This window comes from Telluria sp. LT1R51-2 (genome assembly GCF_059685775.1).
Genome location: NZ_JCASIM010000001.1, coordinates 678,021 through 703,433, shown reverse-complemented (window position 1 = coordinate 703,433; position 25,413 = coordinate 678,021). Strand labels below are relative to the sequence as shown.

At 65.2% G+C, this 25,413-nt stretch carries 22 protein-coding genes; 10 read left to right on the top strand and 12 right to left on the bottom strand.

Translation table 11 applies throughout. The annotated features are described in order from the left end of the window. Positions 1-2 precede the first annotated feature (2 nt). The 4 genes from AC56LH_RS03100 to AC56LH_RS03085 are packed head-to-tail and all read right to left on the bottom strand — an operon-like array spanning position 3 to position 4,521. A complete protein-coding gene (locus AC56LH_RS03100) occupies positions 3-713 on the bottom strand; it encodes an anti-sigma factor (RefSeq protein ID WP_499643962.1) in 711 nt (236 codons plus the stop codon). Beyond that, positions 710-1,267, bottom strand: a complete 558-nt coding sequence (locus tag AC56LH_RS03095; RefSeq protein ID WP_499643960.1) for a sigma-70 family RNA polymerase sigma factor — start codon at positions 1,265-1,267, stop codon at positions 710-712. Before AC56LH_RS03095 ends, AC56LH_RS03100 begins: the two co-directional genes overlap by 4 nt. Before the next feature lie 28 nt (positions 1,268-1,295). Then, positions 1,296-3,032, bottom strand: coding sequence for a response regulator (locus tag AC56LH_RS03090; protein ID WP_499643958.1), 1,737 nt, complete (start codon positions 3,030-3,032; stop codon positions 1,296-1,298). After that, complete coding sequence (locus AC56LH_RS03085) at positions 3,019-4,521, bottom strand: ATPase domain-containing protein (protein WP_499643956.1); 1,503 nt, start codon at positions 4,519-4,521, stop codon at positions 3,019-3,021. The genes AC56LH_RS03090 and AC56LH_RS03085 overlap by 14 nt, the downstream gene beginning before the upstream one ends. Positions 4,522-4,971: 450 nt before the next feature. Between AC56LH_RS03085 and infA the strand changes: the two genes are divergently transcribed. Next, positions 4,972-5,238, top strand: a complete 267-nt coding sequence (gene infA, locus AC56LH_RS03080) for a translation initiation factor IF-1 (RefSeq protein ID WP_482897817.1) — start codon at positions 4,972-4,974, stop codon at positions 5,236-5,238. Positions 5,239-5,388: 150 nt separating this feature from the next. Here the strand turns inward: infA and AC56LH_RS03075 are convergent, their stop codons facing one another. The 5 genes from AC56LH_RS03075 to AC56LH_RS03055 are packed head-to-tail and all read right to left on the bottom strand — an operon-like array spanning position 5,389 to position 9,133. Continuing rightward, positions 5,389-6,597: an MFS transporter gene (locus AC56LH_RS03075; protein ID WP_499643954.1), complete on the bottom strand. Its 1,209-nt coding sequence runs from the start codon at positions 6,595-6,597 to the stop codon at positions 5,389-5,391. Between the two features lie 10 nt (positions 6,598-6,607). Continuing rightward, complete coding sequence (locus AC56LH_RS03070; protein ID WP_499643952.1) at positions 6,608-7,486, bottom strand: hypothetical protein; 879 nt, start codon at positions 7,484-7,486, stop codon at positions 6,608-6,610. Positions 7,487-7,500: 14 nt separating this feature from the next. Next, the gene (locus AC56LH_RS03065) at positions 7,501-8,292 is read right to left on the bottom strand and encodes a hypothetical protein (RefSeq protein WP_183549872.1); all 792 of its coding nucleotides are present in this window, start codon (positions 8,290-8,292) and stop codon (positions 7,501-7,503) included. After that, positions 8,282-8,791, bottom strand: coding sequence for a hypothetical protein (locus tag AC56LH_RS03060; RefSeq protein ID WP_332530404.1), 510 nt, complete (start codon positions 8,789-8,791; stop codon positions 8,282-8,284). Before AC56LH_RS03060 ends, AC56LH_RS03065 begins: the two co-directional genes overlap by 11 nt. 48 nt (positions 8,792-8,839) lie before the next feature. Next, positions 8,840-9,133: a DnaJ domain-containing protein gene (locus AC56LH_RS03055; protein ID WP_332530403.1), complete on the bottom strand. Its 294-nt coding sequence runs from the start codon at positions 9,131-9,133 to the stop codon at positions 8,840-8,842. A gap of 199 nt (positions 9,134-9,332) precedes the next feature. Between AC56LH_RS03055 and AC56LH_RS03050 the strand changes: the two genes are divergently transcribed. The 4 genes from AC56LH_RS03050 (at position 9,333) to AC56LH_RS03035 (ending at position 16,239) form a co-directional block, all read left to right on the top strand. After that, positions 9,333-11,087: a glutamine--tRNA ligase/YqeY domain fusion protein gene (locus AC56LH_RS03050; RefSeq protein ID WP_499643950.1), complete on the top strand. Its 1,755-nt coding sequence runs from the start codon at positions 9,333-9,335 to the stop codon at positions 11,085-11,087. Positions 11,088-11,172: 85 nt separating this feature from the next. Then, positions 11,173-13,356 carry a metallophosphoesterase gene (locus AC56LH_RS03045; RefSeq protein ID WP_499643948.1) on the top strand — a complete coding sequence of 728 codons (2,184 nt, stop codon included), beginning with the start codon at positions 11,173-11,175 and terminating at the stop codon, positions 13,354-13,356. Between the two features lie 188 nt (positions 13,357-13,544). Continuing rightward, entirely contained in the window at positions 13,545-15,401 is a 1,857-nt protein-coding gene (locus AC56LH_RS03040; protein ID WP_499643946.1) for a CHASE domain-containing protein, read from the top strand. A 235-nt stretch (positions 15,402-15,636) separates the two neighbouring features. After that, on the top strand, positions 15,637-16,239 hold the full coding sequence (locus AC56LH_RS03035) for a glycine-rich domain-containing protein (RefSeq protein WP_499643944.1): 603 nt from the start codon (positions 15,637-15,639) through the stop codon (positions 16,237-16,239). A 24-nt stretch (positions 16,240-16,263) separates the two neighbouring features. On the opposite strand, the gene AC56LH_RS03030 is transcribed toward AC56LH_RS03035, so the two are convergent. Next, entirely contained in the window at positions 16,264-17,151 is an 888-nt protein-coding gene (locus AC56LH_RS03030; protein ID WP_499643942.1) for an NAD(P)H-binding protein, read from the bottom strand. Between the two features lie 145 nt (positions 17,152-17,296). Here AC56LH_RS03030 and AC56LH_RS03025 point away from each other — a divergent pair, with 145 nt between their 5' ends. After that, positions 17,297-18,325, top strand: a complete 1,029-nt coding sequence (locus tag AC56LH_RS03025; RefSeq protein ID WP_499648365.1) for a CDP-6-deoxy-delta-3,4-glucoseen reductase — start codon at positions 17,297-17,299, stop codon at positions 18,323-18,325. Positions 18,326-18,331: 6 nt separating this feature from the next. Beyond that, positions 18,332-19,597 carry an MFS transporter gene (locus AC56LH_RS03020; RefSeq protein WP_499643940.1) on the top strand — a complete coding sequence of 422 codons (1,266 nt, stop codon included), beginning with the start codon at positions 18,332-18,334 and terminating at the stop codon, positions 19,595-19,597. 9 nt (positions 19,598-19,606) lie between these two features. On the opposite strand, the gene AC56LH_RS03015 is transcribed toward AC56LH_RS03020, so the two are convergent. After that, complete coding sequence (locus AC56LH_RS03015; RefSeq protein ID WP_499643938.1) at positions 19,607-21,214, bottom strand: methyl-accepting chemotaxis protein; 1,608 nt, start codon at positions 21,212-21,214, stop codon at positions 19,607-19,609. 254 nt (positions 21,215-21,468) lie between these two features. Here AC56LH_RS03015 and AC56LH_RS03010 point away from each other — a divergent pair, with 254 nt between their 5' ends. After that, positions 21,469-21,870: an HPF/RaiA family ribosome-associated protein gene (locus AC56LH_RS03010; RefSeq protein ID WP_499643936.1), complete on the top strand. Its 402-nt coding sequence runs from the start codon at positions 21,469-21,471 to the stop codon at positions 21,868-21,870. A 55-nt stretch (positions 21,871-21,925) separates the two neighbouring features. Here AC56LH_RS03010 and AC56LH_RS03005 read toward each other — a convergent pair whose 3' ends face one another. Beyond that, on the bottom strand, positions 21,926-22,756 hold the full coding sequence (locus tag AC56LH_RS03005; RefSeq protein ID WP_499643934.1) for a helical backbone metal receptor: 831 nt from the start codon (positions 22,754-22,756) through the stop codon (positions 21,926-21,928). A 126-nt stretch (positions 22,757-22,882) separates the two neighbouring features. On the opposite strand from AC56LH_RS03005, the gene AC56LH_RS03000 reads away from it, so the two are divergent. Continuing rightward, positions 22,883-23,845 carry a GGDEF domain-containing protein gene (locus AC56LH_RS03000; protein WP_499643932.1) on the top strand — a complete coding sequence of 321 codons (963 nt, stop codon included), beginning with the start codon at positions 22,883-22,885 and terminating at the stop codon, positions 23,843-23,845. A gap of 111 nt (positions 23,846-23,956) precedes the next feature. Then, positions 23,957-25,405 (top strand): exodeoxyribonuclease I, encoded by a 1,449-nt coding sequence (sbcB, locus tag AC56LH_RS02995; protein WP_499643929.1) that lies wholly within the window; start codon positions 23,957-23,959, stop codon positions 25,403-25,405. The last annotated feature ends 8 nt before the right edge of the window (positions 25,406-25,413 follow it).

Genomic DNA, 25,413 nt, shown 5'->3' with positions numbered 1-25,413 from the left:
CTTTAGATGACCACGGCACGTCCGATGAACAGGATCGGGCCGGTCGGCTTGCCGATCGGTGAGCCGGCCTCGGGCTCCAGCGTGATTTCGAACAGCTGGTTCGGCACGATCTTCGGCAGCTTGTCGAGCTTGACGTCGACGGTTTCGCCCGGCTTGACCAGGCCCAGCGACACGGGGCCGGACCAGTCGTCGGCCTTGGTCCACAGCTGCAGCGCGCGCTGCGACGGCACGGCGGTCGCGACCAGCGGTTCGAGGCGCAGCGTGGTCGCGCCCGACATCTTCAGCACCCAGCCCGGCGCCGCGTTCTGCGGCGCGGCCAGCACGACCATATAGTGCGGCTGCTGCAGGTCGTTGACGCGCAGGCCGACCACCACGGCCATCACGGCAGCAGCGGCAAAGCCGCCCGCAGCCAGACCGCGCCACAGGCCCAGGCGCTCCCACCAGCCGGCGCGCGCGACCGTCACTGGCTTACTGACAGGTCCCAGGCTGCGCTCGATGCGCGCCCACAGCGACGCCGGTGGCGTGCTCGGTTCCACCAGCGTGGTCAAGGGCAGCAGGCGCGCTTCCCAGAAGGCGACGGCGGCGCGCAGCGAAGCATTGTCGACCATTGCAGCGTCGACCTCGAGCCGCTTGGCGCGCGTGAGCGTGCCAAGCACGTACTGGCCGGCCAGTTCGTCGTAATCGGGTGTCGCGTTATCGTGTGTTGCGTTCATACCATGCACTCCCGCAGCGCGCTCATGCCGCGCTTGATCCAGGCCTTGACCGTGCCCAGCGGCGACTTGAGCCGCTCGGCGATTTCACTGTGCGAAAAGCCATCCACATACGCGTGCAGGATGCTGTTGCGCTTGGCCGGGTCGAGCTGCGTCAGGCACTCGTGCAGCCGGCCCATGTCCTGGCGCAGCTCGAAGGCGTCCTGCATATTGGGATCGAAGGCGTCGGCGTCGAGCGCATCGAGCGTGTCCTCGTCGACGCCGACTTCATGGGCGCCATCGCGCACGGCGTCGAGCGCCGCGTGGCGCGCGATCGTGTACATCCAGCCGCGGCCCGAACCGCGCGTGGCATCGAAGCCGGCGGCGCGGGTCCAGATGCTCACGAAGGCGTCGTGCACGACGTCTTCGGCGCTCTGGCGGTCGCGCACGATGCGCAGTGCCACGCCCAACAGGCGCGGGCTTTCCTGGTCATACAGCCGGCGCAGGGCGTGCCGGTCGCCGCGGGCGCAGGCGCCAATGGCAGCTTCATAGTCGAATGGGTCAGGTGCGGTCGTCACGATCGTCCGTTGGAAAGTGGCAGTGCATTCATACGAGTGCCGCGCTGTCGCGCTGGCGCTGGCGGTCAAGGGCCTGGCCGACACTCACCGCGAGTTCGGCCAGCTGGAACGGTTTGCGCAGCACGATGTCGTCGCCGATCACCTGCTCGATCGCCTTCATGTCGGCGTAGCCGGTAGCGATGATCATTGGCAGGCCAGGGAACATGGCGCGCGTGCGCACCATCAGGTCGGCGCCGGTCATGCCAGGCATCAGGTAGTCCGTAATCAGGAGCTCCGGACGCGCCCGTTGCAGGGCCGCCAGGCCCGCTTCGCCGTCGGCCGCCTGCGTCACTTTGTGGCCGAGCGCTTCGAGCGACGACACCATCGAGGCGCGCACGAAGTCGTCGTCTTCCACGATCAGGATGCGCGCCGGCTGGCTTGCCACCGGCATCTGCGCGACCGGCGCCGGCTCGGCCTCGTCCAGATTGGTGGCGGCGCGCAGCCAGATTTCCACCGTGGTGCCCACGCCCTGCTCGCTGACGATGCGCGCCGCGCCGCCCGATTGCTGCGCCATGCCGTACACCTGGCTCAGGCCCAGCCCGGTACCCTTGACGCCCTTGGTCGTGAAGAATGGCTCGAACACCTTGGCCACCAGTTCCGGCGCCATGCCTTCGCCGCTGTCGGTCACGGCGATGCGCACGTAGTCGCCGTCGGCCAGCAGGCCCGCCGGCGGCGCAGACAGGCCGGCCGCAAATACCAGCTCGCCGCCGCCCGGCATCGCGTCGCGCGCATTGATGGCCAGGTTCAGCAAGGCCATCTCCATCTGGTTGCCATCGGCCAGCACCGCGGTGCAGTCCTGATCCACGGCAAAGCGCAGCCGGATGGCCGAACCGACGGAGCTGGCCACCAGTTCGCGCACGCCGTCGAACAACAGGCCGATGTCGGTTTCGCGCAGATCGAGGCTCTGGTTGCGCGCGAACGCCAGCAACTGGCTCGTGAGCTTGCCGCCGCGCTGGCAGGCACGGCGCGCGATCTCGGCGCGGCCCTTGGCCACGTCGTCTTTCGACATCAACAGGATCAGGTCCATGCTGCCCTGGACCACATTGAGCAGGTTGTTGAAGTCGTGCGCAATGCCGCCGGTCAGGCGCCCGACCGCTTCCATTTTCTGGTACTGCGCCATCGCCTGCTGCACGCGTTCGCGCTCGATGATCTCGTTCATCAGGCGGTCGTTGGCCTGGGCCAGCGCGCGCGTGCGCTCGTCGATGCGCGATTCGAGCGTTTCATTCAGGGCGACGAGTTCCTGCCGGCTGTCGTGCAGGCTTTGCGCCGTGCGCTCGCGGTCGGCCAGTACATCGCGTGCCTGGTACTGGCGGCGGCGCGCGCGCAGGGCCGAGATACTGGCACTGCGCAGCGTCTGCGCATTGAGCGGGCGTTCGAGCAGGATCACGTTGCCGTAGTCGCCCAGGCGCTCGCGGGCCGCGCCCTGCTGCAGGCCGATCGCCTTGGCCAGCAGCACGATAAACGGAAAATCGGACCATGGCGCCTGCGCCTCGAGCCAGGCGTGCAAGGCCCTGGCATCGACGTTCTGCAGCGCTTCTTCGGCCAGGATGGCTGCGCCGGCGCCTTCTGCGATCGCCGCGCCCAGACGGGCAAAGTCGGTGAACGCCCTGCACTCGAGGCCATCGCGCTGCAGTACCGACGCCATGACCTCGGCATCGCGTCCGCGCGGCGCGAAAATCAGGATGCGCTCTTCGTGCGCGCTGCGCGGCTGGTTATTGCCCGGCATCTGCGACCGGATCCATCATGGGCGTGGCGCCGCGGTAGTTGGGGATGCCGGTCAGCACACCCTCGAAACCGACCAGCGGCGCGCCGATGCGCACCCCGCCCTCGCCCAGTTGCAGTTCGTGGATCGTCTGCGCGTGCTGCGTGGTGCGGCTCTTGATCACGCTGATGGCGCGCCGCACATTGCCGCTCGCTTCAAAAAAGCGCATCAGCACCGTGCTGTCGCTCAGGTAACTGAGGTCGATGTCGGTGCGGGCCTCGGCCATCAGGCCGTGCTGGCCCAGGATCATCACGGTCGTCACGCCCTGCTGGTTCAGGTAAGACAGCAACTCGTGCATCTGCAGCGTCAGGAACTGTTCGCCCGGCATCGCCTGCAGGTAGGCATTCAGGCTGTCGATCACCATGAAGCGCGTGCCCTGCTGTTCGACCGCGTCGCGCAGCAGCTGCGCGAATTCGCCCGGCGAGAGTTCGGCCGGATCGAAGTGGCACATCGCGAGTTGGCCAGAGGCCAGGTAGGGCCGCAGGTCCAGCCCCAGTTGCGTGCTGCGGGCAAAAAAGGTGCCCAGGCCTTCGTCGAACAGGTAATACGCCGCCTTTTCGCCACGCTCGAGCGCAGCCAGCAGGCAGCGGGTGGACAGCGTGGTCTTGCCGATGCCGGACGGCCCGACAATCAAGGTGTTGGTACCGCGAATCAGGCCGCCGCCAAGCAGTGCGTCGAAGCCGTCGGAGCCGCTCGAGCCGACCAGCGGCACGAAATCGCGCACGTGCTCGGCAGCCACCAGGCGCGGGTACATCGTGATGCCGCCCGTGTCGAGCGCATAGTCATGAAAGCCGCCGCGAAAGCGGATGCCGCGCATCTTGATGATATTGACGCGGCGCCGCTCCTTGCCGTAGTCGCGGGCAATCTGTTCCAGGCTGATGACGCCATGGGCAATGCTGTGCAGGTGCTGGTCGGACTGGCTGGTCTTGTCGTCGAGCAGCAACACGGTGCAGTCACGCGCCGTGAAAAATTGCTTGAGCGCGAGAATCTGGCGCCGGTAACGCAGCGGATTCTGGGCCAGCAGGCGCATTTCGGACAGGCTGTCGAACACCACCCGTACCGGACGCAGTTCGTCGACCCGGTCCATCACCTTGCGCGTGGTTTCACCCAGCTCGATTTCCGACGGGTGAAAGACGGACTGTTGCGCATCGACATCAAGATCGTCTTCTCCCGCCAGCTCGTAGATCGACAGCGCGCCCAGGTCCCAGCCATGGCTTTGACCGACCGCAACAAGCTCATCGGCAGTTTCGGACAAGGTGACATACAGGCCGGCTTCACCGCGCGCCAGTCCGTCGAGCAGGAACTGCAGACCAAGTGTGGTCTTGCCGGCGCCGGGCGAGCCTTCGACGAGATACACGCGTTGCGGCGTCAGGCCGCCACCCAGGATGTCGTCGAGACCCGAGATACCGGTGGAAATGCGGCCCGTCACGTTGTCGGAAGCGCTGTCGTTCATGAAAGCAGCCCAGGGAAATCGGCCGATGCACACGTGCGCAATTGCGCCACGCGAAAGACCTGATGAAAAGCGTTGCTTTTTGCAACGGAAGTTGGGCAGATTATATCGTCATTAGGGCTGTGCATGAACCGCAGACCGGCAACCGTGCTACACTATCGCTTGTATGGCATCGATCACTCCTTCACGATTACAAAGTTTCAGGAATGACAACACGAGATTGCCACTGGAAAATTCTACTACCGTCCCCATATCGTGTTCCTGTGGACAAATGATTCGCGCAAAGCGCGACGCCACGGCACGAGATGGCACACGGGCCGCAACACCCAGCGAAGTAATATTATTCCCATCCTGACACCGCCTGCTTCATGCGGGCCGCATCATCCGCCAGCCCGTGCGCCGCGCGCCAGGCTGGTGTGATTACCCAATATTAAAATTTACAGGAGCTCCATCATGGCAAAAGAAGAACTCATCGAAATGAATGGCGTCGTGGCTGAAGTGCTGCCGGACTCGCGTTATCGTATCGACTGCGAAAACGGCCACAAGCTGATCGCTTACACCTCGGGCAAGATGCGCAAGAACCACATCCGCATCATCGCCGGCGACCAGGTCAGCCTCGAACTGTCGCCGTACGACCTGAGCAAGGGCCGGATCACCTTCCGTCACCTTGGCAAAACCAACGGCGCACCGCGCCCGCAAAACCGCGCAGCACGCCGCTGATCGCACAACGCCACGCTTCGCAGCGTGGCGTTTTTACTTGTGCGCCGCTTTTCACGCGTCGCACCGCACCGGTCTTGCCTCTGTATTGCCCCTGCATTGCCTCTGTATTGCCCCTGCATTGCCCCTGCATTGCCCCGATAGTTTTGCTCGCTAGTAGTTAATCGGCAACGGTGCCAGCCGCCGGAGATGCAACGCAATCCCCAAGCCCACGCCCAGCAGTCCCGCCAGCAAGCTTACGACACCGGTCCAGCCCCAGTGCTCGTAGACATACCCGCCCGACCAGCCCACCACGCTCGACCCCAGGTAATAGAAGAACAGGTAGATGCCCGAGGCCAGCGCCTGTGGCGCCCGTGCGCGCCGTCCCACCCAGCTGCTCGCCACCGAGTGCGAGGCAAAGAAGCCGAACGTCGCCAGGCCCACGCCCAGCACGATCGCCACCAGCGAATCGACCAGTGTGATCAACAAGCCGGTGATCATCAACCCCATCATGAGCCACAGCACGTTGCGCCTTCCGAGCCGGTCGGCCAGCTTGCCGGCCCACATCGAACTGACGATGCCCAGCAGGTACAGCAGCGACAGAAGGCCCACCGCGCTCGGGCGCAGATTGAACGGCGCAGCCAGCAACCGGTAACCGATATAGTTGTACAACGTGATGAAGGCGCCCATCAACAGGAACGACAGCGCAAACAGCCACGGCAGCCCCGGATCGCGCAAGTGAATGCGCACACCGGCAATGAAGCCGGGGCCGCGCGCCGGCAGCGTTGCGCCATGGCGCGAGACCGGCAGGCTGCGCGAAAATTCCCACGCCGCGTACAGCCCGGCAGCGCCCAGCACGCCAAGCGCGATGCGCCACGAGGCGAAATCGCTGATGAAGGCCGATAGTACCCGCCCCGTCATGCCGCCAAAGGCGCTGCCGCTGATGTACATGCCCATCGACAGGCCAAGGGACGTCGGTTCGATCTCGTCGCCCAGGTAAGCCATCGCCACGGCCGGCAAGCCGCCCAGCATCAGGCCCATGCCGGCGCGCAGCGCCACCAGGTGAATGTAATCGGACGCAAACGCGCAGCCCAGCGTCAGCACCGCGCCGCTGAGCATCGAGCCGACCATGACTTTCTTGCGCCCGAAGCGCTCGGCGACGTTGCTGGAGCCCAGCAGCGCGAGAGCCAGCATGGCCGTTGCCACCGACAGCACCAGGCTGCTCTGCGCGGGGGACAACCCGAAGTCGCGGCCAAGCAATGGCATCAAGGGCTGCACGCAATACAGCAGCGCGAAGGTCGAAAAGCCGCCAAACGCCATCGCGCGGTTGATGCGCCGGAACGCCACGCTGCCAGCGGCAATGCGCACGCCTGAGGTGGTCACCGGCCAGCCTTCACGGGTACTCGGGATCGAGCTCCGACCCGGCGTAGTTTTCCATTTCGGCAAACAGCTGCTTCATCGTCGCCGTCGTGCCAATCAATTGCAGCACTGTGCAACTGGCGCGGTAGGTCGCGATGCGCGCGGCAATCACCGGTTGATGCGCCGGCGGCACGCGGGCCATCAGCTCGGCCCAGCCGGCTTCGAAATCGGGATTGTGCTTGCGCACCGCCTTGACGAAGCGTTCGAACTCGCGCTGACCGGTGCGCGCCGTGATGCGCGCGCCGCCTTCGGCCGCGAAGATGATGGCCATCGCGATCACGCCTTCGGCATTCAGATCCGGATCGACGACCGCGCCCTCGTAGTGATGCTTGCGCAGCCACTCGGCGGCCTTGACGACCGCCTGGACTTCCTGGCGCTGGCGCACCTGGCCCAGATAACGCTCGTAGCCCGACCACGTTTCGCCCGGATCGGCCGTGCAGATGTCGACGAACAGTTCTTTCAGACGGCGCTGCGCATAGATCGGATCGAGATCGTACTCGCTCACCAGGCTGTCCTCGGGCAGCGCAGCCAGCTCGCGGATCAGGCGAAAGCCCGCCTGGAACGCGTGCTCGGCGCCCTCCCCGATCAGGATGTCGAGCGCATCGAGGTCGCCCTCTTCCTCGGTCTGGATCAGGTGTTCCAGGCCCAGCGAGATGCCGCCGACCGTCAACAGCAGCGCGCGCCCGATGCCTTCGGCGGTGCGGTCGTTGGTGAACTTTTCGGCCACCATGGCGGTGATCCCGGACAGCTCGTCGGCCAGGATCGCCGCTTCATCGGGCGTGGCGTCGACCGGCAGCAGCCGGATCGCGCGGATCAGCCGGGGCGGCTTTTCAATGACAATGGCAGGCAGCATGCTGGGGCCTGCCGTCACGAAAAGATGTCCGAGCCCAGGCTGCGGCGCGGGCTGCGGCGCGGCATGCTGCGCACCGACGGGACTTGCTTGCGCAGGCGGAGCAACAGGTCGCGGGTCGAGCGCTGCATGAACTCGGACTCTTCGTCCGGATCGTCCGGCAGCTCGATCTCGGCCATCTCGGCGCTGTGGCGGAATTCCGGGAACAGCTCGAGCAGCGAACGCTCCCAGCCATCTTCGCTGGCCTTGGCCAGATCGACCGCCAGCGGCACGATGTCGCTGTCGGCGCTCGTCTGGCCGCTCACGTAACGGCCCTTGGACAGGATTTCGCCCGCCACTTCGAGGATTTCGCGCGGGGCCAGCGACCACATGATCGCGAAGATCGTCGCGCCATGGTCGGTGGCCGATGCCGCTTCGAGCAGCTCGTTGCGGCGCTCTTCGTCGTCCTGCGCATACACCACGCCATGGACGTGATTGAACAGGTTTTCGGCGATGCGCTCGGGATCGTCCTCGATCAGATTGTCGGGCCAGGTCGCGGCGATGTAGGCCAGGCTGTCGGCCCAGGCCTTGGGCGGCACCAGCATCGTGGCCAGCGACGTCTTGCCGCCGTCAAAGCCGGCCAGGTGCAGCGCCGTGACTTGCGGTGGCAGGTCGCTCAGCACCTGCGCCACGGCGTAGTCGCCATGCTCGTCGGCCGCTTTCGAGAACACCTCTTCGGCGTGGTCGAGCGAGCCGGCCAGGACCAGGTCGCCCACTTGCTGCGTCAGGGCTGGCAGGTGTTCGTTCTTGCTGCCGGTATCATCGCTCATCGCGGTCTCCTTCGTCGAACAGGCCGCTGAAGTCGTCGGTTGCTTCGCCGTCTTCATCGACATCGTCGCCATCGTCGTTGCGCCCCAGCTGCTCGAGCGACTGATCTTCATCGTCCCAGCGATTCTGGTTCTTGAACAGGAACGCGGTGATGATCGCCTGGCGCGCCAGCTCGGGGAAGTTGGTCGTCATCGCTTCGTACATCTTGGCGCCATCGTCGCCCGTGCATTCGGCCATGGCGAACACCTTGGCCGGGTCGCCGTCGGCGTAGTCGAGCGCTTCGCCCATCAGGCCCTTGGCATCCAGAAAGCGGATCTTGTCGACCAGCGCGAAGGCCATCATGTTGACGTCGTCGATGCCGCCGCCGTCGGCGTATTCGGACACCAGCGCGTTCACCATCATGTCGTAGTTCTTGCGGTTCGGCGGGTCGCCCAGGGTGCCCTCGATCTGGCCTTCCAGTTCACGCGACTGGAAAGAGAATTCGGGATGTACGTTTTTCATTTTATGTCCTGTAGATGTGTTTAGCGGGGCGCATGGGCGGCCCGGGCGTCAGTGCGCGGGCAGATTGACACCGTTCAGGGCGAACAGCGAGCGCCACAGCTCGAAGGCTTCGGCTTCGGCGTCGAGCACGATGCGGTGGTTCAGGCTCTGGTTGTATTCGTCGCGCCTGGCGCGGTCGGAGAGGATCTCGTAAGCCTTGCTCACGGCCTTGAAGCGCGCCTCGGCGCCCGGCGCCTGATTGCGGTCCGGGTGGTAGCGCATGGCCAGCGAGCGGTAGACCTTCTTGATCTCGTCGTCGGTGGCATTCGGGGCCACGCCGAGGATCGCATATAAATTTTCCAACAGAAACTCTCCCGGCATCAGCCGTCTGGCATTGAATTACGCGTTAAACGGGGATTATCCTATAGAACAGGTTCGACGGGGCGCGGGCGCCCGCTTTTGCCGGCTGGCCGCAGCGGCAGGCGGCGTCACGACAAGGGCATGCTACAGGGCCGCCGTCTACGGTAAAATGCCCGACAACTTACCCTCCCAGAACTATCTCATGAGCAACGACAAGAATTCCCCGGCGCCGGGCAACGCACCGTCGTCGAACTTTGTGCGTGCCATCGTCGAATCCGACCTGGCCGCCGGCACGCATGCCCGCGACGGCTTGCCGCCCGTGATCACGCGCTTCCCGCCCGAGCCGAACGGCTACCTGCACATCGGCCACGCCAAATCGATCTGCCTGAACTTCGGCCTGGCGCGTGACTACGGCGGCCTGTGCCACCTGCGTTTCGACGACACCAATCCCGAGAAGGAAGACCAGGAATACGTCGACACGATCATCGACAGCGTCAAGTGGCTCGGTTTCTCGTGGCAGCAAGAGGGCCAGGAGCACCTGTACTACGCCAGCGACTACTTCGACCAGCTGTACACGATGGCCGAGTACCTGATCCAGAACGGGAAAGCCTACGTCGACAGCCAGAGCGCCGAAGAGATGGCGAAGAACCGCGGCAATTTCGGCACGCTGGGCACCAATTCGCGCTTCCGCGACCGCCCGGTCGAAGAATCGCTGCAGCTGTTCCGCGACATGAAAGCCGGCAAGTACAAGGACGGCGAGCACATCCTGCGCGCCAAGATGAGCGAAGACGCAATGTCGTCGCCAATCATGACGAACCGCGATCCGGCCCTGTACCGCATCCGCCATGCGCACCACCATCGCACGGGCGACGCCTGGTGCATCTACCCGATGTACGATTACACGCACCCGATCTCGGATGCCATTGAAAACATCACGCACTCGCTGTGCACGCTGGAATTCCAGGATCACCGCCCGTTCTACGACTGGCTGGTCGAGACGCTGGCCGAAGGCGGCTTCTTCAGGAAGCCCGTGCCGCGCCAGTACGAATTTGCACGCCTGAACCTGACCTATGTCGTGACCTCCAAGCGCAAGCTGCGCGCGCTGGTCGACGATGGCACCGTCACCGGTTGGGACGATCCGCGCATGCCGACCATCGTTGGCCTGCGCCGCCGCGGCTACACGCCCGAATCGCTGCAGCTGTTCTGCGAGCGCATCGGCGTGTCGAAGGCCGACGGCTGGATCGACATGAGCACGCTCGAAGGCGCGCTGCGTGACGATCTGGACCCGAAAGCGCCGCGCGCGATTGCCGTGCTGCGCCCGTTGAAGCTCATCGTCGACAACTTCCCTGAAGGCGAGTCGCACGAGTGCAGCTCGCCCGTGCACCCGCACCATCCGGAAATGGGCAAGCGCACCTTCCCGTTCACGCGTGAATTGTGGATCGAGCAGGAAGACTTCATGGAAACGCCGGTGAAAGGCTACTTCCGCTTCACGCCGCCGCAGGGCGACCTGCCGGGCAGCCGCGTGCGCCTGAAGTATGGCTACGTGGTCGAGTGCACGGGCTTCGACAAGGATGCCGACGGCAACGTCACCGCCGTGCACGTCAAGTACTTCGACGATTCGAAGTCGGGCACGCCGGGCGCGGACAACTACAAGGTCAAGGGCAACATCACGTGGGTCAGCGCCGCCAGCGCGCTGGAAGCCGAAGTGCGCCTGTACGACCGCCTGTTCCTGGACCCGCAGCCGGACGCCGGCGGCAAGGACTTCAAGACGGTACTCAATCCGAATGCGCTCGAGACGATCACCGCGTATCTGGAACCGGGCCTGAAGGACGCCGTGGGCGACCAGCGCTTCCAGTTCGAGCGCCACGGCTACTTTGTGGCCGACCGCATCGATTCCACGCTGGGCAAGCCGGTGTTCAACCGGGTGACGACGCTCAAGGACAGCTGGGGCAAGTAAGCAGCGGGTTCTACAGCCGGCCATGTAACCATCCGGTCATGCAGCGATGTCATCCTCCGGGCATCTTGATGACCGGAGTAATTGCATGACCCGTCCAACGCATCACCGCGCCGCCGCCTGCGCGGCGCTTTCCCTGCTGGCCGTGCTGGCAGGCTGCAGTCCTGGCGACAGCGATGCCCCTGTCGCCGTCACGCCGCCAGTGCAAACGCCGGCCCCCGCCCCTGCCCCGGTAAGCACCGCCGTCGCCTTCATGAGCGACGTCCACTTCCAGAACGTCTACGGCGACTTCAAGAGCAGCCAGTTCGCCGGTATTCCGACGAAAGACGGCAGAAACGCGACCATCCGCACCATGTATGCGCAGCTGACCTCCACGCGCCTGTTCAACGAAAATTACTTCGCCTTCTACGCCGCGCTCGATGACGCCTATGCCAAGGGCATTCGCGTCGTCGCGCTGCCGGGCGACTATACCGACGACGCCCAGCCGATGAACGTCGACGGCATCGCCGAGATCATGAAGCAGTACCAGGCCAAGGGCATGCGCTTTTTCATCGCGCCCGGCAACCACGATCCTGTCGAGCCGTTCGACGACAACGAAGCGGGCAAGAACGACTTTCTGACCAAGGACGGCAAGGAGCAGAAAATCTACGCCACCGGCAATCCGGCTTGCCTGGCCAAGGATCCGACGGTGATCTGCACCGATCAGGTCATGGAGCAAGGCACCGAGCGCCTGATGGTCAAGATGGGCGAATTCGGCTTCATGCCGAACAAGGCCGACCTGCTGTGGGAAACCCCGTTCAGCAAGTACGACGCCGGCAAATACACGTATGACGCAGCGCTGGCGCAGTCGGGCGGCAAGAGCCGTGAATTCGAAATCTGCGCCGAAGGCTCGGGCGGCGCTTATAAAGCTGCGGAAGAGGCCAAGCTGGGCAAAGCCTTCACCAAATGCACGAAGCTGATCGACACCACCTACCTGGTCGAGCCGGTCAAGGGCCTGTGGCTGCTGTCGATCGACGCCAACGTGTTCGTGCCGAACGCGAAGTTCGACCCCGCCAACCCGACCAGCTTCAAGGGCTTCGACGGCGCCGGTAACGCCGGCTGGAACAAGGTGATCACCCACAAGATGTTCCTGATGGATTACATCAAGTCGGTCGCCGCGCGCGCCAAAGCCGAAGGCAAGCAGCTGATGGCGTTCTCGCACTATCCGACCATGGACTTCTACGCTAACCAGACGCAGGCCATGAAGGACGTGTTCAAGTCGGGCGCATTCCAGACGGCGCGCGTGCCGGACGCGAGCGTGGCCAATGCCGTGGCGGCCACGGGCCTGCGCCTGCACGTGGGCGGGCACATGCACTTCAACGGCACCAACGACCACACCGACGGCAGCGGCAACTACCTCGTCAACGTGCAGTCGCCGTCGCTGGCCGTGTATGGCGCCGCCTACAAGGTCGTCACCTACAAGGATGCCGAGACGATCGACGTCCAGACCATGCCGCTGTCGACGGTGCCGCGCTTTGCCGAACTGTTCCCGCATTACGTGGTCGAGAACGATTACCTCAAGGGCAGCTCGGTGGTCGCCGATGTCGCCAAGCGCTGGGACCGCAGCATCCTCGACACCCGCTCGTATGGTGAATTCACGCACCAGTACTTCGGCGAACTGTCGCGCCTGCGCTTCATGGACGAATACTGGCCATGCGAGATGAAAGAAGCGGCGATGGCCCTGAACGGCAAGCAGATGCTGATCCTGTCGCAATTGCAGACGAAGGTCACGCTGGCGCAACTGAAGGACGCGCCAGGCGTGCTGCCGTTGACCGCCGCATGCGCCGCTGCGGGCACGCCGGCAAGCACCACGGTTGCCGCGTCGACGCTGGCCACCGACTGGCAGGACGCCACCGTGCGCGCCGACCGCCTGGCCACGGCCGCCGGCCTGCGCCTGGACGACTTCGCGAACCTCACCCCGTACGCGTTCTACGGCGACTTCCACCGCACCGTGTATGCGGGCGAACTGGCCCTGCGCGACATGGGCCAGGCGCGCGTGAACCAGTACAAGGTGCTGATGTCGGCGTTCCCGGCGACGCCGGCGCCGATCGTGCGCATCGGCGACAAGCCGTCCGACCAGAACCCGGTGCACGTGCCGTTCCAGCAGCAGTTCAAAGGCGTCTTCGCGATCCTCAAGGGTCTTGGTTCGGCCAAGCCGAGCGACCATTTCACGGTCGACCTGAAGGGCAAGAAAGTCAGTAACGCCAGCAACAACGGGCTGAGCTTCAACTAGGCCCGCCCCACGCCAGCTGTCCCACGGCGCCCCGCTCGCAACGAGCCGGGCGCCGTGATGTCATTGAGGGGGCATCAACTTGCCGAACCTAGTAAACCTGCTAGCTACGGTGAACGCCGACAATGCTTAGCGTGGAACCATCCTCCGCGCGCACCACCACAACGGGCCTCACGTTCGTGAGATCGACCATGTATCCAGACCGCCAACCCGGGACCGTGATTCCCGCCGCCATGCTCGCCGGCGTGGTGCTGTCGCTGGCGTTCGGGGCCGGCGGCTACGTCGCCACGTCGCAGGCGATCGAGAGCGATGCGCAGACACGCTTTCGGGCCATGGCACGCGCCGCCCAGACCATGATCGACGCGCGCGTGAAGAGCTACAGCGACGTGCTGCGCGGGGTTGCCGGCCTGTTCCGGTCCGAACCCGATACCAGCGCGGCCCAGTTCCACCAGTATGTCGGTGAACTCGACATCAAGCGCCACTTCCCCGGGATCGTCAACATCAACTATGCGCGCGCGGTGCGTGCCGATGGCTTGCCGGCGCTGAACGACGAGTTGCAAAAGCGCCTGGCGCGGCGCGGCGTCGTGCACACCCCCTCGCTGACGGCGCCCGATCGCGATACCTACACGGTGCTGGTCTACATGGAACCGCTGCCGCCGAACCTGCTCGACCGGCTGGGTTTGGACCTGGAAGCGCGTGGCGCGACCCGGCGCTCGCTGGCCGTGTCGCGCGATACCGGCAGCTCGAGCGCCTCGGGCACCCGCATCGCCTTGCGGCCCGGGCCCAACCAGAGCGCGCTGGCGCTGCGCCTGCCGGTCTACCGCAGCGACCTGCCCAACAACAGCGTCGAGGAACGGCGCCTGGCCTATGTCGGCTCGGCCGGTCTGGGCTTCGGCATTTCGCCACTGGTGGCCGGGGTGCTCGATGAATTCCCGGTCCAGGGCGTGCGTCTGGTGCTGACCGAGCTGACCGCGCTGGCGCCCGAACCGGGCGAGGCGCCGCCGCGCGCCGTGCTGTACGACAGTCTGGCCACGCGCACGCAACCCAACCCGGCCCCGCCACAGGCCGACGAGGCGATCTTTGCCGCCAGCCTGCCGGTCGAGTTCAACCAGCGCGTCTGGCGTGCCGACTTCAGCATTCCAAAATCCGCCATGTACACGCGTTTTGACTTGTATTACCCGTGGCTGGCGGCGCTTGCCGCCGGCATGAGCACCGCGCTGCTGTATGCGCTGTTCCAGACGCTGGCCTCGTCGCGCCGCAACGCGCTGCGCATGGCCGAGGACATGACGCGCGAGCTGCGCGCCTCGCAGACCAAGCTGCAGGCCAGCCATGAAAAACTGCGCCTGCTGGCCGCCCACGCCGAGCAGATCAAGGAAGGCGAGCGCAAGCGCATTGCACGCGAAATCCATGACGACCTGGCGCAGAACCTGCTGGCACTGAAGATCGAAGCGGAACTGCTGGCCAACCGCACCCGCGGCGGGCAGCAGCGCCTGCACGCGCGCGCCGCAGCCACGGTGCGCCAGATCGACGTCACGATCCGCAGCGTGCGCCAGATCATCAACGATCTGCGCCCGAACGTGCTCGATCTGGGCCTGTCGGCCGCCGTTGACTGGCAGGTGGCCGACTTTGCGCGCCGCACCGGCATCACGTGCGAGCTGGTGGACGACGATGGCGAGCACCGCATTGACGACAACAGCGCCATCGCGTTCTTCCGCATCCTGCAGGAATCGCTCAACAACGTGGCGCGCCACGCGCGTGCCACCGAGGTCGGCATCACGCTGCACCAGCATGCCGGCATGCTCACGATGACGATCCGCGACAACGGCGTCGGCCTGCAGCCGGGCAGCCGCAACCGCCATGGCTCGTTCGGCCTGGTGGGCATCGAGGAACGCGTCGCCATCCTGGGCGGCTCGTTCTCGATCAACAGCAGCAGCGGCAGCGGCGGCACCACGGTCGTGGTCAGAATCCCGGTGGCCGACGTGCCGGGCGACACGTACACGCCCGGCCTGCGCACCGACAGCACGCCGACCTCGCCCATCGCTGCCTGATCCATCCCTTTGTGTTCGACGGGTGGTGCCGCCACCCTTACCCGAGCTCGGCCATTCTCCCGAAGTTTGATCCAGCGCAACTGCTGAGCTGAGCCACCGCACGACAATGGTTGTGTCTGTCACAGGTCAACACCCCCGGAATTTTCCGGTAATGCGTCACGGAAATACCCCGCACCGACACTGTGACAGCGGCCCCATGCCCCGATCCATCCACAACCCAGACGAGGTGAACACGATGTCGACCCATACCGAATACGCTGCTTTCGAGGCGCTTGACCTGAACCCGATCAAGATGAAACTGATGCACGCGGCATCCGGCGAAGGCTGGTCCGAAACGCGCACCAATGCCGTCGAGACCGAGTACCGGCGCTTCCTGTTCCTGATGAAGAAGTACCCGGATGCCGGCGCTTCGCCATCCGTCGATGTCGACACCTTCTGGCACTATCACATCCTCGATACCATGAAGTACGCACGCGACTGCGAAGCCGTGTTCGGCTTTTTCCTGCATCACTATCCGTATGTCGGCATCGCCGCCGGCACCGAAGGCGAACATGTCCAGGCTGGCGAGCGCATGCGCCAACTGTATGAAGCCGAGTTTGGCGTGGTGGTCAGGGGCGACGCTGCGTTCTGCGCGTCGCCAGGCAAGCCGGCAGGCGCCAGCGCGTTCTGTGCGTCCCCGGGCAAGCCGGCGACTGCAGCGCGCGCGATCACTTTTTGCGCCTCTCCCGGCAAGCCGGCTGCCAAGGTCGCGGAGAGCGCCTTCTGCGCCTCGCCGGGCCTGCCGGCCATCATGACCAGCAAAATCGCGTTCTGCGCATCGCCCGGCAAGCGCGCATAAGCAAGGGCCTGGCAACTGCCCGGATCAGCCCCGCAGGCGCGCCAGCGCCGTGGCGACGTCCGGGTACTGCAGGCGCACGCGCAGTTCGCGTCGCAAGCGCGTGTTGTCGAGCTGGCGCGACTCGGACATATACGACAGCAGCACGGGCGAGACCAGCTGCGCCAGTTCGGCGCGCGGCAGACGCGGCGAGCGCGGCATGCCGAAGGCGTCGGCCACGGCGTCGAAGTAATCGGCCATCTTCATGCGCGTGTCGTCGACCGCGTGATACACCCGCCCGGACCGGCCGCGTGTCAACGCCTGCAGCACGATGCGGGCCAGATCGTCGGCGTGGATATGGTTGGTGTACACATCGTCCTCAAACCGCAATGCGGGCGTGCCCTGCTCCAGGCGGCGCAGCGGCAGACGGTCGGCGGCGTAGATGCCGGGCACGCGCAGGATCGACAGTGTCGCGCCGGCCACCAGGGCCCACGCGCGCAGGATGCGCTCGGCGTCCACGCGGCGCCGGGCGCGCCCGTTTTTCGGCGCCACCGGCCGGTACTCTTTCACCAGCGCCCCGCCACAATCGCCATACACACCGCTGGTGCTCACGTACACGATGCGGCGCACGGCGCCCAGCGCCGCCACCAGGTGGCGCGTGCGGCGGTCGGTATCGCCATCGGGCTGGGGCGGGGCCAGGTGCAGCACCCACGGCGCCAGATTATGCAGGCGCGCCAGCGTGGCGGGCTGGTCGAGGTCGGCAACGACCGGCACCGCGCCGGCGGCGCGCAGCTCAGCGCAGCGCTCGGGCTGGCTGGTCAGGGCAAACACGCGAAAACGCCCGGCCAGCAGCGGCAGCAGGCGCATGCCGACGTCGCCACAGCCGATGATCAACAGGCGCGGACGGGCAAAAGCGGGACGGGATGGCATGGTCATGGGAAGATCGTGGGGTCGTGGAGGCGGCAACTGTAGCACAGGGCGCGCCCGGCAAAACAAGGGCCGGTGTAGAATGGCGGCCTCGCGCCGCACACCGGCGCACCCCACCAACCACCCGCGTTCGCGCCCCAACTTCTCCATTCGCATGACCTTCCAGATCACCGTCCAGCCCAGCGGCAGCCAGTTCGGCTGCGAAGCCGATGAAACCGTGTTAGCCGCCGCGATCCGCGCCGGCGTCGGCCTGCCGTATGGCTGCAAGAACGGCGCCTGCGGCTCGTGCAAGGGCAAGGTGCTCGATGGCGCCATCGAGCACAAGCCGTACCAGCAGCGCGCCCTCTCCGACATCGAAAAGACCGCCGGCATGGCGCTGTTCTGCTGCGCGATGCCGTCGGCCGACCTGGTGATCGAGGCGCGCGAAGTGGGCGGCAGCTCGGATTACCCGCTGCGCAAGATGCCTACGCGCGTTGCCGGCATCCGCAAGGCGGCGCCGGACGTCGCCATCGTCAACCTGCAATTGCCGGCCAACGAACTGCTGGCCTACCGCGCCGGCCAGTACATCGAATTTTTGCTCAAGGACGGCAAGCGCCGCGCCTATTCGATTGCCAATGCGCCGTCGTTCGAAGGCCCGCTCGAACTGCATATCCGCCACCTGCCCGGCGGCCTGTTCACCGACCACGTGTTCGGCGCCATGAAAGAGCGCGACATCCTGCGCTTCGAAGGCCCGCTCGGCACGTTCTTCCTGCGCGAAGACTCCGACAAGCCGATCGTGCTGCTGGCCTCCGGCACCGGCTTCGCACCGGTCAAGGCCCTGGTCGAGCACCTGATGCACCTGAAGTCCACGCGCAAGGTCACGCTGTACTGGGGCGGCCGCCGCCCGCACGACCTGTACATGGACGAACTCTGCCGCGCCTGGGAAACCACGCTGCCCGACTTCACCTACGTGCCGGTGATTTCGGATGCGCTGCCAGAAGATGCCTGGACGGGCCGCACCGGCTATGTGCACGCCGCCGTTGTGCAGGACATCATCGACCTGTCCGGCCACCAGGTGTATGCCTGCGGCGCACCGCTCATGGTCGATGCGGCGCGGCGCGACTATGTGGCGCTGTGCGGCCTGCCCGAGGACGAATTCTTCGCCGACGCGTTCACAACCGCCGCCGATCTGGCTGACCAATAAGGCCCCATGCCGCTGATTTCACCGACCGGGCGCCTGGGTGTCCTGCGCAACCGTAACCTGGCGTTCTACCTGTCGGCGCGCTTTCTTGCCACCTTCGCCGTGCAGATGCAGAGCGTGGCGATCGGCTGGCAGGTGTACCAGATCACCGGCAGCCTGTTCGACCTGGGCCTGATCGGCCTGGCGCAGTTCGCGCCGTTCCTGGTGCTGATCCTGTGGGCCGGCCACGTGGCCGACCGCTACAACCGGCGCCTGATCGTGTTGTGCTGCATGGCCGTGCAACTGCTGTGCAGCGCGATGCTGATTGCCTTCACGGCCAGCGGCAGCACGACCGTGTGGCCCGTGTTCGCGATCCTGGTGCTGTTCGGCAGCGCACGCGCCTTCATGATGCCGGCCTCGCAGGCGGTGCTCAAGAACCTGGTGCCCGACCGCGACTTCAGCCAGGCGGTGGCGCTGGGCTCCTCGACGATGCACGTGGCGATGATCCTCGGCCCGATCGTCGGCGGCCTGCTCTACGTGCTGGGACCGCAGACGGTGCACATGACGGCCGCCTCGCTGCTCGCGCTGGCGGTGCTCTTAATGACGAACACGCGCACCATCGCGCAGGTGATCAACAAGGCGCCCGTCAGCTGGCACACGCTGCTCGAAGGCTTGCGCTTCGTGCGCTCGCGCCCGATCGTGCTCGGTGCCATCTCGCTCGACCTGTTCGCGGTGCTGTTTGGTGGCGCGACCGCCCTGCTGCCCGCGTATGCGCACGACATCCTAGGCGTGGGCCCGTCCGGCCTGGGCTTTCTGCGCACCGCGCCGGGCATGGGCGCAGCCCTGTGTTCGGTGGCGCTGGTGATGTTTCCTATCACGCGCCGCGTCGGCGCCTGGATGTTCGGCGGCGTTGCCCTGTTCGGCCTGTGCGTGATCGTGCTTGGCCTGACCGACCATGTCGCGATTGCCTTCGGCGCGCTGTTCCTGCTGGGCGTGGGCGACATGGTCAGCGTGTATATCCGCCATCTGCTGGTGCAGTACGAAACGCCTGACGACATCCGCGGGCGCGTGAGCGCCGTGAACTCGGTGTTCATCGGCGCCTCGAACGAGCTCGGTGAATTCGAGTCCGGCGTCACGGCCGGCTGGCTGGGACTGACGCGCGCGATCCTGCTCGGGGGCGTGGCCACGCTGGTCGTGACGGGCGTCTGGGCGATGCTGTTCCCGGTGCTGTCGCGGATGGACCGTTTTCCGCATCACGAGAAAGCGCTGGCACCTGAAAAAGACCGGATCAGCTGACCAGGCGGGTCATGCCGCCTGCAGTTCCAGCGTGCGCTGACCCGCAGCCACACGCGGCGCAGGATGGCGTGCGGCATCGACCTTGAACACGCTGACCGTGGCGGCCAGTTGCGCCGACTGGTCCTTGAGCGACTCCGCCGCGGCGGCGGCTTCTTCGACCAGCGCGGCATTCTGCTGGGTGACCGCGTCCATCTCCGTGATGGCCTGATTGATCTGCTCGATGCCGCTTTCCTGCTCCTGGCTGGCGGCCGTGATCTCGCCCATGATGTCGGTCACGCGCTTGACGCTGCCCACGATCTCGTCCATGGTGCTGCCGGCCTGGGTCACGAGGCGGCTGCCCTCGTCCACCTTGGTCACCGAGTCGTCGATCAGGTTTTTGATTTCTTTCGCCGCACTGGCCGAGCGCTGCGCCAGGTTGCGCACCTCGCTGGCGACCACGGCAAAGCCCCGGCCCTGCTCACCTGCGCGCGCTGCCTCGACCGCTGCATTCAGAGCCAGAATATTGGTCTGGAATGCGATGCCGTCAATGACGGAAATGATGTCGACGATCTTGCTGGCCGATGTGTGAATGGCGCTCATGGTATCGACCACGTCGGCCACGACCACGCCGCCACGGGTGGCGATATCGGATGCCGAGCGCGCCAGCGTGTTGGCCTGACGGGCATTCTCTGCATTCTGCTTCACGGTCGAGGTCAGCTCTTCCATCGATGACGCCGTTTCTTCGAGTGCGCCGGCCTGCTGCTCGGTACGCGCCGACAGGTCGAGGTTGCCCGTAGCGATCTGGTCCGATGCGGTGGCGATGGTTTCGGTACCGTCGCGCACCTGGCTGACGATCGTGCGCAGATTGAGGTTCATGTCTTTCAACGCGGCGAGCAGCTGGCCGGTTTCATCGCGCGAATCGATCAGTATGTCGCTGCTCAAGTCGCCGGCGGCGACGGTACGCGCCACATCGACGGCGCGGTTCAGGGGTTGCGTGATCGAACGGGTGATGCGCCAGGCGACAATGATCGAAGCCAGCAACGCAAAGCTGCCCACGCTCAGCATCATGACGCGGGCCTGAGCATAGGCTTCGCCGCCAGCCGTCTGGTCATGCGCATTGCGCTGCTGCTGCAGCGCGACCATCTCATCGATGGCCGCGGTCCAGGGCCGCATCGTCGGCACGAACTGGTTGCGCAGAAAGGCTGCTTCCCCTTCCAGGTCATTGGCCAGCGCCAGTGTCTGGCCCTGGGCGATCACCGGGAGCATCGCATTGCGGCTCGAGACGATCTTTGCATGAATGGCCCGGCCCTCATCCGACGTATGCAGGCGTTCGAGCGCTGCTTCTGCCTTGTCATAGCTGTTGCGCGCGCTGGCAATGATCTTTGCCTGCTCCTGCATCTGCGCGGGATCGGTCTCGATGGTCATGTCGCGCATGGCGATCGAGATGCGGCGCAGCGAATCGCGCATCGTGCCGGCTGCGTCGATGCGTGCGCCATTGCCTTGCACGACCTTGACGAGCAGGTTGTCCATCGCCTGAAGTTTCTGGATGCCGGTGGCCAGCACGATGGCCAGCAGGACCAGCACGAGGCCGAATGCGAGCGCGAGCCGCTGGCCGATTTTTAAGTGATTCAGATGCATTGTGTTGTCGTTACCCTGTGAGGCGCCGGTTCCACACCCGTCGACGATGGGTGGCGCTGAAATAATTGGTGAGAATTCTGGATGTAGGGGTGCGATTCTAGTAGGAGCGCTCCTACAACACGAGCGATAAATTGTAATGTTGAAAATTAGCAACAAGATTGCTTTTATCGTAAGCTCAGCACAGTAGACGGTGCGGACGCTGAAAAAATCGCGGGACGTGTAAGATAAAGCCATAACGATTACAGGAGCCATCCATGCAGATCAACGTCAATACCGATAACACCATCACCAAGCACCAGGGCCTGGACGAGCACGTGGACACCGTCGTGCGCGCTTCCATCGGTCGTTTCAGCGAGCAAGTTACCCGTGTCGACGTTCACCTGAGCGACGAGAACAAGGAAAAGAAAGCAGACGGCGGCAACCATTGCATGCTCGAAGCCCGTCTGGCCGGCGTGGCCCCGATCGTCGTGCACGATCACGCCAACGACCTGCACCAGGCCATCAACAACGCCAGCGGCAAACTTGCCCGCGCACTCGACAGCACCATCGGCCGCCTGCACGACAAGCATCGCCATACCGCCACGCCGGTGGTCGGCGTTGACGGTGTCGACGGCGACATCGACCCGACTGCCGACAAGCACCTGACCGATAACTGATCAGTGCCCGTACGACCCTGCGCCCGCCATGGGCGCGGGGGGTAACACCGACGCCTCACTCAGCGCGACGCACCTCGCCGGCCGCACCTTCCAGAAGTTCCCGCAACGCCTCCAGATAATGTACCCCCGCCAGCGCGCGGCTGCCGTACCACGACAGCATTTCGCCATCGACCAGCAGCACGGGAATACCAATCTGTTTTTCCAGCGCGTCCACGTGCGCCTGCGTGAAGCGGTAGGGTTCGGTCGATAGCAGCACGGCGTCCAGGCCATCGACCAGGCTGTCCGACCACGTGAAGCGCGGGTAGCGGTCTTCACCCAGCAGCGGCACGCGCCAGCCCAGTTCAGCCAGCATCGCAGCGATATACGTATCGGCCGAGATGCTCATCCACGGATCCTGCCAGATGCAGTACAGCACCGTCCGTGACGGACCGGGCTGCCTTGCGCGCAGCGCGGTCAATGCCTTGTCGAAGGCGGCGCACCAGGCTTGGGCCGCATGCTGTACACCGAAGATGCCGCCCAGCAGGCGGGCCAGCGCCAGATTGTCCTGCGGCGTCACCGGATGCGTGACGATCACGTGCGGCACGAATTCCACCAGCGCATCGTACGTCGGTCGCGTGTTTTCATCGAGATTGACGACCACGTGCGTCGGCGCCAGCGCACGAATCTTGTCGAGATTGACGTCCTTGGTGCCGCCGACCTTGGGAATGGATGCGACAACGTCCCTCGGATGGATGCAGAAACCCGTGCGGCCGACGAGCTGCGGCGCCAGGCCCAGGTCGCACAGCAATTCGGTAATCGATGGTACGAGAGAGACAATACGTGCACCGGGCGCGGGCACATATGCCTGGCTCAACGCGTCGATCAGATCAGTGGTAGAAGGTGTCATGCGGGTCAGCCATGGTGGTTTAAGTTTCGCCAAACGCGCAAGAGTGGCACAATCGGCTATGATTCCGTTGATGTAATAACACATGCAATCACGCATGCCAACGCGGCACACCGCTTGAGGACACACTTGGAACAGATCGGCACCTTCGGCACCAGCCGCACCAACATCAACGACTTGCAGCTGTTTCGCGACGAGACCGACCCTGAGGTTGCCGCCATGCTGGCCGACTGCGCCATCGTGCGCGTGCCCCAAGGCGAGCGCATCGACGACAGCGGCCAGGCGCACCTGTACATCGTGCTCTCGGGCCAGCTCGAGATCGAATCCGATGCGCACGCAGGCGACGAAACCGGCACCATCCGCGTCTTGCCGGGCGAAAGCGTCGGCGACCAGGCCGTGCTGGACGATGCCGCGAACCTGGCGGCCATGACGGCGCTCGAAGACAGCGAGCTCCTGGTGATCGAATCGAGCGTCGTCTGGACCCTGATCGACCACTCGAGCGTGCTGGCGCGTAATCTTCTGCGCTTGTTGTCCTTCCGCATCCGCACCACCAACGCGCTGCTGCGCCGGCGCCAGAAGCTGGGCGAATTCTACCGCCAGCTGTCGCTCAACGACCCGCTCACGGGCCTGTACAACCGCGCATGGCTCAACGACATGCTGCCGAAGCTGGCGGCGCGCGCGGCCCGTACCGGCAGCGGCCTGTCGATCGTCATGATCGACCTCGACCACTTCAAGCAGTTCAACGATACCCATGGCCACATCATTGGCGACGTGGCGCTGTCGGCTGCAGCCAGCCTGATCCGCGACGCGCTGCGCCCGTCCGACTTTGCGGTGCGCTTCGGCGGCGAGGAAATGCTGGCCGTCCTGCCCGACACCGGCATCGAACTGGCCACGATGGTGGCCGAACGCCTGTGCCAGCGCCTGCGCGACACCGTCGTGTTTACCGACATGCGCGTAGAGCTGCCGCACCTGACCGCGTCGTTCGGCGTGGCCAGCCTGGGCGAGAATGGCGATGAGTACGCGCTGATGGCAGCCGCCGACGCCGCCCTGTACCGGGCGAAAGAAGCCGGACGCAACCGCGTCAGCAACTAGGTCACAACACCGTCCCGGCAGCACGGACCGTGACGCCGGTCCGTGACGCGACGGCGCATCTGTGCCACCATGTCGCCGACGCTGTGATTGCAGCCAAGACAACAACAAGACATGAGCCCGCATACCTTTCTCTGGCACGACTACGAAACCTTTGGCGCGACCCCGCGCCGCGACCGCCCGGCCCAGTTCGCCGCGATCCGCACCGATGCTGAACTCAACGAGATCGGCGAGCCGATCATGCTGTACTGCCAGCCGGCCAATGACTTCCTGCCCGATCCCGAATCGTGCCTGATCACCGGCATCCTGCCGCAGCACTGCCTCGAACACGGCGTGCCCGAGCACGAGTTTGCGCGCCAGATCGAAGCCGCGTTCAGCCAGCCCGACACGATCGGCGTCGGCTACAACACGATCCGCTTCGACGATGAAGTCACGCGCTACCTGTTCTGGCGCAACTTGATCGATCCGTACGCGCGCGAATGGCAGCACAACTGCGGCCGCTGGGATTTGCTCGACGTCGTGCGCATGGTGCATGCGCTGCGCCCGGACGGCATCGTGTGGCCCACCCGCGACGATGGCAAGCCGAGCTTCAAGCTGGAACACCTGAGCGCGGCCAATGGCCTGGCGCACGAGGCCGCGCACGATGCGCTGTCGGACGTGCGCGCAACCATTGCACTGGCGCGCCTGATCCGCAGCAAGCAGCCACGCCTGTTCGAGTTTTGCCTGGAGCTGCGCCGCAAGGACCGCGTCGCTGCCGAGATCGGCCTGCACCAGGCCCCTGCCGAGCGCCAGCCGTTCCTGCACGTATCCGGCATGTTCCCGGTCGAGCACGGCTGCCTGGCCCTCGTCTATCCGCTGGCGCAACACCCGACCAACAAGAACGAAATCCTGGTCTGGGATTGCCGCTACGATCCGTCAGAACTGTTCGCCCTGGATGCCGAAACCATCCGCACGCGCATGTTCACGCGCACCGACGACTTGCCGGAAGGCGTCACGCGCCTGCCGATCAAGAGCGTGCACCTGAACAAGTCGCCGATGCTGGTGGCCAATCTCAAGACGCTGCAGCCCGAGCTGGCCACGCGCTGGGATATCGATCTCGAACAGGGCCGCGCGCACGCCGCGCTGGCCGCTGCCGGCCCCGACCTGCGCGCCGTCTGGGCGCAGGTGCTGCAAAAGCCGGCATCCGGCACGCCGGTCGATGTGGACGAGGATCTGTACGGCGGCTTCGTCAGCAAGGAAGACCGGCGCCAGCTGGAATCGCTCCGCATGCAAAAGCCCGCCGCCCTGACTGGCAAGCGCGTGAGCTTCGAGGACGAGCGCCTCAACGAACTGCTGCTGCGCTACCGCGCGCGCAACTTCCCCGAGACGCTGTCGGAAGAAGAGATGCAAACCTGGGAAGCGCACCGCGCAGCGCGCCTGTTCGAGGGCGCCGGCGGGGCCAGAACCATCGATCAATTGTTCCAGGAAATCGATGCGTTGTCCGAGACGGCGGATGAGCGCGCGGAGGCGATTCTTGGCGCGCTGTATGACTACGCCGAGATGATCGCGCCCGAACTGCACTGAAAGTCGGC